The organism is Streptomyces sp. S6 (genome assembly GCF_054880855.1).
The window spans coordinates 1-11,651 of the sequence record NZ_JBTYMC010000217.1; the positions used below are offsets into that span (position 1 = coordinate 1).

Sequence of the window (11,651 nt, forward strand, 5' to 3'; positions counted from 1 at the left end):
GAACGCACCCAGCGGCAAGTGCGGCTCGATCAACTCCCACTCGGCGTCAGTCAGATCACCACGAGTCACGCGACCGGTCTACCGCAGTCGGCACCCTCCTGGAGCGGGAATAACCGATCCCGTGATCTCAACCCAGAACACGCCCTAGGTCCGTCGGGCGTCTGCCGGAGGGCAGGGCTGAGGCCGGAGGCGCATGGCCTTGCCTGCCGCCTGCTGGGCGGTGCACGCGGACGGTGTGCGTTGCCCCCAGCCTCGACCTTTGCTTCGGCTTCTCGGTCCTCCGCCTCCGCCCCGCTGCTCGACTGCTCACCCAGGCCTGTCCGTGGGTGTGGCCTCGCCGACCCACCGTCCGGCTCCGCCGCACCCGCTCGCCCGCTGCGGAGCCCCGACCGCTCGCGTCTCTGCGCATCCTCCTCGCGCCGCCCCCTCTGTCACCCGCCCACCCTCCATACCGGCCTCGCCCGTTCGAGCGCCCCGCCCGCTCCCGCTCACCTGGACGCCCGCCAACCCCCCACCCCCTACGCCCGCCCGAGTGACCCTCACCCCCGCCCACCCCAAGATCACCCGTCTGCGCGGGCTCGCCCCGTTTCGGGGGGCCCGCTTCTGACCAGGGGGTTGAGGGGAGAAGCGCAGGTGGGGCGGGTGTTGACAGTGGGCGGCGGGGGGCAGGTAGGTTCGGCGAGTCCACTGCCGGACGCCCCGCCGGGGAACCTCCGCGGCCGCGGCGGCGCCGCTGGGTGAGGGACGGTGCACCGCCCCGGGCGCACCGCACCAGCAGCCAGGCCCAGCGCCCGCACAGCGGCGACGGAACGTTCCGCCGAACGGGGAGGTGCGACCCGGGTGGGGCCCGGTGTTCAGTAGACAACGGCTTTCGGTCGACCCGCAGCCAGCGGGCCCCTGGTCGGCCCGAAGGGCGCCGGGCCTCCACCCGCAGAGTTAATCTCGCGCACCCCGCTCGTACACCCCGCCGTCGGGGAGCGGGGCGGGCGAACGTGCAGTCTTACCCCACTCTTGGGGATTCGACACCACTGTAGGCACGATCCGGCATGTCGCCGCAGACGGCGGCCACTATGGTGGTCCCCTGCGTACGACTTGAAGGGGTAGCGGTGAACGACGGCGACGGGACCCTCGCGGCACAGGACCGCGGACGGCGGTTCGGCCCCCTGGGCGATGCCTTGGTGATCATTCCGACCTACAACGAGGCGGAGAACATCAAGCGCATCGTCGGCCGGGTGCGCGAGGCGGTCCCGGAGGCCCACATCCTCGTGGCGGACGACAACAGCCCCGACGGCACCGGCAAGCTGGCCGACGAGCTGGTGGCCGGCGACGACCACGTCCATGTCATGCACCGCAAGGGCAAGGAGGGCCTCGGTGCCGCCTACCTCGCGGGCTTCCGCTGGGGCATGGACAACGGCTACGGCGTCCTCGTCGAGATGGACGCCGACGGCTCCCACCAGCCCGAGGAACTGCCCCGCCTGCTGACCGCCCTGAAGAGCGCCGACCTGGTCCTCGGCTCCCGCTGGGTCCCCGGCGGAAGGGTCGTCAACTGGCCCAAGAGCCGCGAGTTCATCTCCCGCGGCGGCAGCTTCTACTCCCGTCTCGCGCTGGACCTCTCGCTGCGCGACATCACCGGCGGCTACCGCGCCTTCCGCCGCGAGACCCTCGAAGGACTCGGCCTCGACCAGGTCGCCTCGCAGGGCTACTGCTTCCAGGTCGACCTGGCCCGCCGCGCGGTGAAGGCCGGTTTCCATGTCGTCGAGGTGCCCATCACGTTCGTCGAGCGGGAGCTCGGGGACTCCAAGATGAGCCGGGACATCATGGTCGAGGCGCTGTGGCGGGTCACCGCGTGGGGCGCCTCGGAACGGGTCGGCAAGATCACCGGCAAGCGGTCCAAGCCGGCGCCCGCGCGCCGGGTGGAGGAGCAGCAGCCGTAGTCGTGGCGGTCGTCGGGGGTGCTCAAGGGCTCCGAAGGGTACAGCTCGGGCCGGATCATGCCCTTATGCCGCTCTGAGCCGCTTCCAGGCACACTGGGAGCATGACTGGCGCATCGACCCCCACGTCCTCCGTCCGGCCCCCGCGCTCCCGTGTGCGGACGTTCCTGCCGCTCGGGATCGCGGCCTGGCTGGTGCTGGAGATCTGGCTGCTGACCGTGGTCGCGAAGGCGGCGAGCGGTTTCGTCGTCTTCCTCCTGCTGGTCGCGGGGATCGTCCTCGGCTCCGTGGTCATCAAGCGCGCGGGCCGTCGTGCCTTTCGCGCGCTGAACGAGGCGGTGCAGCGCGGCGGCTCCCCGGCGGCGAGCGGCGGCAACGGCTTCATGATGCTCGGCGGCCTCTTCCTGATGATCCCGGGCCTGCTCTCGGACGCCGTGGGCCTCCTCCTGCTGATCCCCCCGGTCCAGAAGGCCCTCTCCGCCTACGCGGAGCGCACGGTCGAGCGCAAGCTCCGCGCGGCCGGCCCCGGCACCTTCGGCGACGCCTTCCAGCAGGCCCGTATCCACCGCCCGGACGGCAAGGTCGTCCAGGGAGAGGTCATCAGGGAGGACGACGGCCCGCGGGACCAGCGCCCTCCGCTGACGTACTGACCCTCTCCGGGACCGAGCCCTTCCAGCGCCCAGCCCTGGAAGGGCTCAGCCTTTCCGGCGAAGGATCCGGGCAGCCGAAAGACCGCGGGCGCCGTACGTGATCTCCACGTACGGCGCCCGCGGTCATTCATCTAACGCACGCTGAAGTCCGGCGAAAGCCCCGAAGGGCTACGCGGACTTACGGCTGTCCCGGGGATGCACCGCAAGGTTCATCGCCCCGGACCGCAGTACAGCCAGGCGCTCCTCAAGAACCTCTTCGAGTTCCTCGCGGGTGCGCCGCTCCATCAGCATGTCCCAATGCGTACGCGCGGGCTTGGCCTTCTTCTCCTCAGGGCCGTCGCCGTCCACGAGGAGTGCCTGCGCTCCGCAGACCTTGCACTCCCACTCCGGCGGGATCTCCGCCTCGACCGAGAAGGGCATCTCGAAGCGATGCCCCTTCTCGCATGCGTACTCCACGGCCTGGCGCGGGGCCAGGTCGATGCCGCGGTCCGTCTCGTAGCTGGTCACCACGAGGCGCGTGCCGCGAAGAGCTCGCTCACTCATGAATCGTGCCTCCCGGGCTTGTCGCCCACAGGACAGGTGTCGCTGTCGTCGTCATCCGGTCAACGTCCGGTCGGCGGTAAAGATTCCCGTCACGAGTCCCGTTCCAGGTCGTGCGTCGCCGTCGTAGCCGCAGCCTTGTCAACCAGTGCAGTACCCACAGGCGCCCGCTTTGTCACATCTGATCGGAGATATAACCCAGCGTTTCGGCATCTTTGACGCGCAGTAACGGTACGCCTGGCAGGCCAAACGCGTACACTACCGCCCTTTCGCCTTGAGCGCTAAATCTTCTCGGGTACGGGATTCCCCGCGTCGCCGATCGCCTCCCGCACCGGAACCCTCGCGAGCAGCACGAACCCGATGACGAAGAAGGCCACGAGGGACACGATCGCGTCCCGGTAACTACCGGTCAGTTGGTAGGTGATGCCGAAGAGCAGCGGGCCCAGCCAGCTCATGCCCCGGTCGCTCATCTCGTACGCGGAGAAGTACTCGGCCTCCTTCCCGGGCGGCACCAGATGCGAGAAGAGGGACCGGGAGAGGGCCTGACTGCCGCCGAGAACCATCCCGATGGCCGCGGCCAGCAGGAAGAAGCCGACGGGTTTCCCGGCGGGCAGGAAGTAGCCCGCGCCCAGGGTGACCGTCCACGCGGCCAGCGAGCCCAGGATCGTCCGTTTGGCGCCGTACGTCCGGGCGAGCCGGCCCATGCCCAGGGCGCCCGCCACCGCGAGGACCTGCACCAGGAGGACGGCCGTGATGAGCGTGGACTGGCTCAGGCCCAGCTCCTCGGAGCCGTAGACGGACGCCTGGGAGATCACCGTCTGGATGCCGTCGTTGTAGATCAGGTAGGCCAGCAGGAACGCGAGGGTCAGCCGGTGGCGGCGCATGTCGCGGATCGTCGCCACGAACTGCCGCAGCCCCGGGGAGGCCCCCTGGGCGCGCGGGGCCGACGGCCGGTCGCGCAGCCGCAGCAGCGGAATCAGCGTGAACCCGCCCCACCACAGCCCCGCCGACGCCAGACAGATCCGCACGGCCGTCGACTCGGACACCCCGAACGAGTCGTGCGCCAGATACAGCACCAGATCGACGACCAGGACGATCGATCCGGCCGCGTACCCGAACGCCCACCCGCGCGAGGAGACCGCGTCGCGCTCCTCGGGGCCCGCGATCTGCGGCAGGAAGGCGTTGTACAGCATCATCGACACGGCCTGCGAGGCGTTCGCGACGATCAGCAGCACCCCGCCCAGCAGATAGCGGTCGCCGTCCAGCAGGAACATCCCCAGGGTCGCCGCGGCGCCCGTGTAGGCGGTGACCGCCAGGAGCGGCTTCTTGCGGCCCGACCGGTCGGCCGCGGCCCCCACGAGGGGCATCAGGACGACGGCCACGATCACCGACAGGGACACCGAGTACGCGAAGAACGACCCCGCGCGGACGGGAACCCCCAGCGGGTGCACGTACCCGTCGGCGTCGGCCGCGTGCTCGGCGACCGACGTCAGATAGGGGCCGAGGAACACGGTGAGGACGCTCGTCGAGTAGACCGAGCACGCCCAGTCGTAGAAGTACCAGCCGCGCTGTTCGCGCCGGCGGTCCGTGGCGTTCGCCGCCAGGGTGCCGGTGTTGCCCACCCGTGCCTCGCTTCCCCGTGGGACCGTCGCGCGAGACCCTCAGGACCAGACGCCCCGCTCCTGCATGACCTCGCGCAGCGTGTCGATGTGATCGGTCATGATGCCATCCACGCCGAGATCCAGAAGCCGGTGCATCCGTGCGGGCTCGTTCACCGTCCACACGTGCACCTGGAGCCCGCGCGCGTGGGCCGCGCGCACGAAGAGCCGGTCCACCACAGGGATCCCCGACTGGGCCTCCGGGACCTGCGCGGCGACCGCCGAGCGGCGCACCGCCGCGGGCACCCCCCACGACCGCAGCCGCAGGTTCAGCACCCCCCGGGTGCCGTACGACGTCGCCAGGCGCGGACCGGCGAGGCGCTGGGCGCGCACCAGGCGCGCTTCCGAGAAGGAACCCACGCAGACGCGGTCCCAGGAGTTCGTGCGGGCGATCAGGTTGAGCAGCGGGTGCATCGACGGCTCGGCCTTCATGTCGACGTTCCAGCGCACCTCGGGGAACGTCTCCAGCAGCTCCTCGAAGAGCGGCACCGGCTCCGTGCCGCCCACGCGCGCCTGTGCGACGTCCGCCCACGGCAGATCGGCGATCCGTCCGGCGCCGTCGGTGACCCGGTCCAGCGTCGCGTCGTGGAAGGCGGCGAGCTTGCCGTCGCGCGTGGCGTGTACGTCCGTCTCGATGTACCGGTAGCCGAGCTCCACCGCGCGCCGGAACTGCGCCACGGTGTTCTCCAGGCCGTCCGCCGCACCGCCGCGGTGGGCGAACGGGATGGGGCCCGGGTGGTCGAGGTACGGGTGGCGCATCGGCGTGGTCACCGCCGCAGTATGGACTCCTCCGGTGTCCCGGCGGCAACGACCGCGCTGCCGCGCGGTGCCTCCCCGACGGCGAACACCTTCAGGAACACCTGCGCCAGCGGCCCGATCGCCAGCGCGTACAGCACCGTCCCGACCCCGAGCGTCCCGCCCAGCGCGAACCCGGTCGCCACCACGGCCACCTCGACCGCCGTCCGCATCAGCCGGAGGGAGCGGCCGGTGCGCCGGTGCAGCCCGGTCATCAGCCCGTCCCGGGGGCCGGGGCCGAAGGCCGCCGCGATGTACAGGCCGGTGGCCACCCCGTTCAGGACGATCGCCGCGAGCATCACGGGGATCCGGACGGCGAGGCCGTGCGGGGCGGGGACCAGGGCGAGGGTGGCGTCCATGGCGAGACCGATGAGGAAGACGTTGGAGACCGTGCCGAGCCCCGGGCGCTGGCGCAGCGGGATCCACAGCAGCAGGACCAGCGCGCCCACGCCGATGGCGACCTCGCCGATCGTCAGCCCGGTCAGTTCGGCGAGCCCCTGGTGCAGCACACCCCAGGGCTCCAGACCGAGCCCCGCCCGCACCAGGAGGGCCGAGCTGACGCCGTACAGCACGAGCCCGCCGTAGAGCTGGACGAGTCGGCGTCCGAGGCGGTGGCGGCTGGACAAGGTAGACCCCCTGATGGTGGAAGAAGTGGACTGGTGCGTGTCACTCTGTGGGGGAGAAGGACGGTGCTTCCATGGCCAATTCGGGGAAGGTGGACTGATCTGTATGGCGCAGTGGACTTCGGCGGTGGGGCCGGCGCAGCTCGCGCGGCTGCTGACGTCCCAGCAGGAGCGGCCCGCCGGGCCGGGTACCAGGCGCCCGCCCGCCTACCGGGCGCTCGCCGACGGCGTACGGCTGCTGGTCCTGGAGGGCCGCGTCCCGGTGGCCGCCCGCCTGCCCGCCGAACGTGAACTGGCCCTCGCGCTGTCCGTGAGCCGGACGACCGTCGCGGCGGCCTACGAGGCGCTGCGCGCGGAGGGGTTCCTGGAGTCGCGGCGCGGGGCCGGCAGCTGGACCGTCGTCCCCGCCGGGAACCCGCTGCCCGCGCGCGGGCTCGAACCGCTGCCCCCCGAGTCCCTCGGCTCGATGATCGACCTGGGCTGCGCGGCGCTCCCCGCGCCCGAACCGTGGCTCACCCGGGCCGTCCAGGGCGCCCTGGAGGAACTGCCGCCGTACGCGCACACCCACGGCGACTACCCGGCCGGACTGCCCACGCTGCGGGCGATGATCGCCGAGCGGTACACCGCGCGCGGGATCCCCACGATGCCCGAGCAGATCATGGTGACGACCGGTGCGATGGGCGCCATCGACGCGATCTGCCACCTTTTCGGCGGGCGCGGCGAGCGGATCGCCGTCGAGTCGCCGTCCTACGCCAACATCCTCCAGCTCATGCGGGAGGCGGGCGCGCGCCTGGTGCCCGTCGCGATGGCCGAGGGTCTCGCCGGGTGGGACATGGACCGCTGGCGGCAGGTCCTGCGGGAGGCCGCGCCCCGCATCGCCTACGTCGTCGCCGACTTCCACAACCCGACCGGCGCGCTCGCCGACGACGACCAGCGCCGCCGCCTCGTGGAGGCGGCCCGGTCCGCCGGGACGGTGCTGGTGGCGGACGAGACGATGGCCGAGCTGTGGCTCGACGAGGACGTCTCGATGCCGCGCCCGGTGTGCGGGTTCGACCCCGCCGGGTCGACCGTGATCACCGTCGGGTCGGCCAGCAAGGCGTTCTGGGCGGGGATGCGCATCGGCTGGGTGCGGGCCGCCCCGGACGTCATCCGCAGCCTCGTCGCCGCGCGCGCGTACGCCGATCTGGGGACGCCCGTCCTGGAGCAGCTCGCCGTGAACTGGCTGTTCTCGACCGGGGGCTGGGAGCAGGCCGTGGAACTGCGGCGCGAGCAGGCCCGGGGGAACCGGGACGCGCTGGTCGCCGCGGTGCGCGAGCGGCTGCCGGAGTGGGAGTTCTCGGTGCCCCGGGGCGGGCTCACGCTCTGGGTGCGCGCCGGGGGGCTGTCCGGGTCGCGGCTCGCCGAGGCGGGGGAGCGGGTCGGGGTGCGGGTGCCGTCCGGGCCGAGGTTCGGGGTGGACGGGGCCTTCGAGGGGTACGTGCGGCTGCCGTTCACCGTGGGGGGCGCGGTGGCCGAGGAGGCGGCGTCCCGGCTCGCGGCGGCGGCGCGGCTGGTGGAGAGCGGGGTGTCGGGGGGCGGGGAGACGCCTCGGACGTTCGTGGCGTGAGCGGCATGTGTAAGGGGCGCCCTCCACTGAGGACGCCCCTTACCGCTATGGCCTCTTCGGGTCAGGCCTTCTCCATGGACACCGGCTTGTCCACGGAGACCGTCCGCACCGACATCGTGTCCTCGTCCGCCGGTGCGCTGCGCGGCGGCAGGAGGTCGAGGACCGCCTGCCGGTCGGCGTCGCTGGTGGCGTCGTCGTACGGGTCCGGGGTCGCCGGGACCTGGAGGCGGTGGACGGGGCCGGTGCCGAGGCGGGCGTAGCCGCGGCCCGGGGGCATGTGGTCGACGGGGGTGGTGTGCGGGGGAGTGCCGAGGACGGCCGCCAGCTGGTGGGGGGAGGCCGGGCCGAGCACCACACGCGCGCGGGTGTGCTGGCGTACGGCGTCGCCGAGGGCGTCCAGTGCGTCGAACTGTTCCGTGACGACGACCGTCACCTGGGCGGCGCGGCCGTGTCTCAGGGGCGTCTGGAGGTGGCTCTGGGGGTCTTTCTGGCCGTCGGAGGCCGCCAGGTGGGTGAAGGCGGTCGGGCGGTCCAGGAGGATCCACAGGGGGCGCCTGGTGTCCTCGGGCGGGGGGTGGCCCGCCTGCCGGGCGCGGTTCGCGGCGATCAGCCGCCGCTGCGTCTCCTGAGCCGCCCACTCCAGGGCCGTCAGCGCGCCCGCGAGTCCGACCTCGACGCCGAGGACGCCGTCCCGGCCGGTCAGGCAGGCGTACTCGCCGGTGGCGCCGCCGTCGACGACGAGGACGTCGCCGTGCTGGAGGGCCTGGAGGGCGATCGAGCGCAGGAGGGTGGAGGTCCCGGTGCCGGGCTGGCCGACGGCCAGCAGGTGCGGCTCGGTGGAGCGGATGCCGGTGCGCCAGACGACCGGCGGGACGTCGCGCGGCTCCTCGCCGTGGGTGAGGGGGAGCGTGCGCTGGGTGTGGGTGGGGTCGGTGAAGCCGAGGACCGTCTCGCCGGGGGCGGTGACGAAACGCTGGGCGGCGATGTCGGCGGGGAGCGGGGCGAGGACGTCGACGGTGAGTTCGTTGCCCTCCTCGTCCCAGGTGAAGAGGTACTCGCGGCCCCGGCCGGCCTTGGCGGCGAGCAGTTGCTCCACGCGCGCGCGTGCCTCCGGTTCACCGTCCGGGAAGTACGCCGGGTAGCGGACGCGCAGCCGGGCGACGCGGCCGGCGTCGTCGAAGTCGTACGCGGGGAACGCCTTCTCCCAGTCGCCGCCGTGGGCGTACAGGGGGGAGGGGTCCTCGGTGGTCGAGAAGTACGGGACGAGGGCCTCGTACAGGGAGGCGAGACGGGTCGTCTGGGCCTCGTCGGGGCCTTCCGGGGCCGGTGGGGTGCGGTCCCGGCCCTGCCAGGCCGCCGCCGCCATCAGCGCGACGACGGCGAGCAGGGGCCCGTACGGCACGAGTGCCACCACCAGGACCACCGAGGCCACCAGGAACAGCAGCGGCCCGCGCTTGTCCTTGGGGGTCTCGGCCCATCTGCGCCGCCCGGCCGAGGCCAGCCGGCGCAGCCCGCGGGAGATCGTGATCAGCGGGTGGAGGACGTCGGTGGCGCTGTCGGCCGCCGTCCGGGCCAGCTCCCGGCTCCGGGCGAGCTGCGCGCTGCCTGGCTTCAGAATGCGGGGGAGAGGGCGCCGTGCCACTCGTGTCTCCTGGAGGTGCGTGCGGGACGTGGGGTCAGAACTTGATGCCGCCGAGCAGGCTCGCCAGGCTCTCGCCGCCGGCCTTGATGCTCGGGGCGATGGCCGTGCTGGCCATGTAGAACCCGAAGAGAGCGGCCACCAGCGCGTGGGACGCCTTCAGCCCGTCCTTCTTGAAGAAGAGGAAGACGATGATGCCGAGCAGGACCACGCCTGACATGGACAGGATCATTTGAGTTCTCCTGGCTAGAGGGGACAGTCACCATGAGTACTTCCAGCCTCACAGGATGTATCTATGCGATAAAAGGTGCGAAAGGGTGAATTTCGCCAGATTTCCCCCGTTCGGTGGAACTCCGCTTGCGTTGTCGGCAGGGGAGGATCTCCGTGAACGGGGCTGTTCGTGATCTTTGCCGCAGGGGGTGCCACCCATGTGCGTGACGAGCCAGTACCCTGTCGATTCACCCGTACGGCACAGCGCCGGCGTCCGAGAGGCGGTCCGAACCGATGGCTGAAGCCCCCGACCCCGAGGTCGTGGAGCTGGCGACCAAGATCTTCGATCTGGCCCGGCAGGGGCGGACCGAGGCGCTCGTCGCGTACGTGGACGCGGGCGTTCCGGCCGACCTCACCAACGACCGCGGCGACTCCCTCGTGATGCTCGCCGCGTACCACGGCCACGCCGACGCCGTCCGGGCGCTCCTCGGCCGGGGAGCGCCGGCGGGTGACGTCAACGACCGGGGCCAGACCCCGCTCGCCGGGGCCGCCTTCAAGGGGGAGGCGGAGGTCGCCCGGATCCTCCTGGCGGCCGGCGCCGACCCCGCCGAGGGCACCCCCTCGGCCGTCGACACCGCGCGGATGTTCGGCCGGACAGAGCTCCTGGAGCTGTTCGGCGCCGGGTGAACAGCGGCCCTCCGGGGCGGTGTTCACCAGGTGATAAACAGATTTTCAACAGGTAAATCGACCACAACGGGGGAGGCGGTACCAAGCCGCCGGATATTTCGGTCGCGGCAGGCAGAACGGCCGGGTCATCATGACGACGTGATTCACGGACATGATGGCTGGGCAGGTGTTGCCGCACCGCGTGGGCCGTGATGCGGCCCACATGGGCCACCGACGAGAGGCAGAGGAAGATGGTCTACAGCAAGCAAGAGACGGCGGGCGCCCCGACGTGTTGTCACGCGGCCAGGTAGTGCAGATCCCCGGTTGCGTCGACGCTTGATGTGAGGCTGTTTCCCATGTTCGATCCGGTCATAGCGCCCAGCGGAACCCTGCTCGGCCTCCTCCAGAGGGGCCGCGGCGACGGCACGCTGCACGCGCTCACCGCACCGCGAGCCGAAGCGCTCGCGGCCCTGAACCACTGTGTGCTGCGCGATCCCCGCCACGACTGGCAGGTGGAGAACCGCTCCCTGTACTACGCCCGTCTCTACCTCGACCTCAACGGCGAGCTGGACGACATCGAGGCGCATCTCTTCGACGCCGAGGACGCCTTCGACACCGAGGAGTCCCGCACGGGCCTCGCCCTCGCCGTCCTCGGCCACCTCGCCTCCTACGGCCGGCGCGACGCCCTGTGGCTGCTGCGCCGCTACGCCACCTCGGGCACCAACTGGGCCTGGGCCCTCGACGAACTCGCCCTGCGCGACGACGACGCGAGCCTGCGCGCCCTCGCCGCCCCCGTGCTCGCCCGGTTCGCCACCGACGCCGAGGGCGAGGCCGAACTCGCCGCGACCGTCCGCGACGCCTTCGAGCCCCGGCCCTGGCGGCTGTGGGCCGAGGACCCCCGCGAGTACATCTCGGCGCGCGTGCGGGCCGCCCAGGAGGCCGGCTGTTTCGACCGCTGGCAGCGCCAGCTGAGTCCGACCGGACCACGCCCCGGCTGGAGCGTCGCCGCCGTCCTCGAATGGGCCCAGCAGGGCGTCGAGCGGGGCGCGGCCCTCCATGTGCCCGCCGCCCGCTGCCTCGCCGCCGTCGCGGGCCCCGAGGACCGCCCCGAGATCGTCCGGGCCGCCCAGGACGGCACCGAGGGCGCCCGGTGCACCGCCCTGCGCTATCTCGCCGACAGCCACGACCCCGACGTCCTCGACCTCGTCGACCAGGCCGTCGCCACCGGCACGACCCCCGTCGTCGAGGCCGCCGTCGACGCCTTCGAGCGGATGCGCAGCGTTTTCGAGTGGTCGTACCAAGCTCTGTCCGACCCGGCTGCCCGGCTTTTCCG

Annotated in this window: 11 protein-coding genes; 5 read left to right on the plus strand and 6 right to left on the minus strand. The window is 72.1% G+C overall.

The window, feature by feature from the left end; translation table 11 throughout:
• Positions 1-1,106: 1,106 nt before the first annotated feature.
• Together ACVNF4_RS25060 and fxsA are read left to right on the plus strand one after the other, a co-directional pair.
• Entirely contained in the window at positions 1,107-1,934 is an 828-nt protein-coding gene (locus ACVNF4_RS25060) for a polyprenol monophosphomannose synthase (RefSeq protein ID WP_461805134.1), read from the plus strand.
• Positions 1,935-2,035: 101 nt separating this feature from the next.
• On the plus strand, positions 2,036-2,581 hold the full coding sequence (gene fxsA, locus ACVNF4_RS25065; RefSeq protein ID WP_461805135.1) for an FxsA family membrane protein: 546 nt from the start codon (positions 2,036-2,038) through the stop codon (positions 2,579-2,581).
• 168 nt (positions 2,582-2,749) lie between these two features.
• Here fxsA and ACVNF4_RS25070 read toward each other — a convergent pair whose 3' ends face one another.
• From ACVNF4_RS25070 to yczE, 4 genes are all read right to left on the minus strand, one after another.
• A complete protein-coding gene (locus ACVNF4_RS25070; RefSeq protein ID WP_010357981.1) occupies positions 2,750-3,124 on the minus strand; it encodes an RNA polymerase-binding protein RbpA in 375 nt (124 codons plus the stop codon).
• A 278-nt stretch (positions 3,125-3,402) separates the two neighbouring features.
• Positions 3,403-4,743, minus strand: a complete 1,341-nt coding sequence (locus ACVNF4_RS25075; protein WP_461805136.1) for an MFS transporter — start codon at positions 4,741-4,743, stop codon at positions 3,403-3,405.
• A gap of 39 nt (positions 4,744-4,782) precedes the next feature.
• A complete protein-coding gene (locus ACVNF4_RS25080; RefSeq protein ID WP_461805137.1) occupies positions 4,783-5,550 on the minus strand; it encodes a glycerophosphodiester phosphodiesterase in 768 nt (255 codons plus the stop codon).
• Positions 5,547-6,200, minus strand: coding sequence for a membrane protein YczE (yczE, locus tag ACVNF4_RS25085; protein WP_461805138.1), 654 nt, complete (start codon positions 6,198-6,200; stop codon positions 5,547-5,549). The genes ACVNF4_RS25080 and yczE overlap by 4 nt, the downstream gene beginning before the upstream one ends.
• Positions 6,201-6,303: 103 nt before the next feature.
• Here yczE and ACVNF4_RS25090 point away from each other — a divergent pair, with 103 nt between their 5' ends.
• Entirely contained in the window at positions 6,304-7,803 is a 1,500-nt protein-coding gene (locus ACVNF4_RS25090; protein WP_461805139.1) for an SCO1417 family PLP biosynthesis transcription factor, read from the plus strand.
• A gap of 61 nt (positions 7,804-7,864) precedes the next feature.
• Here the strand turns inward: ACVNF4_RS25090 and ACVNF4_RS25095 are convergent, their stop codons facing one another.
• The gene (locus tag ACVNF4_RS25095) at positions 7,865-9,445 is read right to left on the minus strand and encodes a hypothetical protein (RefSeq protein WP_461805140.1); all 1,581 of its coding nucleotides are present in this window, start codon (positions 9,443-9,445) and stop codon (positions 7,865-7,867) included.
• 34 nt (positions 9,446-9,479) lie between these two features.
• Positions 9,480-9,674: a hypothetical protein gene (locus ACVNF4_RS25100; RefSeq protein ID WP_019059657.1), complete on the minus strand. Its 195-nt coding sequence runs from the start codon at positions 9,672-9,674 to the stop codon at positions 9,480-9,482.
• Positions 9,675-9,946: 272 nt separating this feature from the next.
• Between ACVNF4_RS25100 and ACVNF4_RS25105 the strand changes: the two genes are divergently transcribed.
• Together ACVNF4_RS25105 and ACVNF4_RS25110 are read left to right on the plus strand one after the other, a co-directional pair.
• On the plus strand, positions 9,947-10,339 hold the full coding sequence (locus ACVNF4_RS25105; RefSeq protein ID WP_461805141.1) for an ankyrin repeat domain-containing protein: 393 nt from the start codon (positions 9,947-9,949) through the stop codon (positions 10,337-10,339).
• Between the two features lie 335 nt (positions 10,340-10,674).
• Positions 10,675-11,651, plus strand: a 977-nt coding sequence (locus tag ACVNF4_RS25110) for a HEAT repeat domain-containing protein (protein ID WP_461805142.1), incomplete at its 3' end; no start/stop codon positions are given.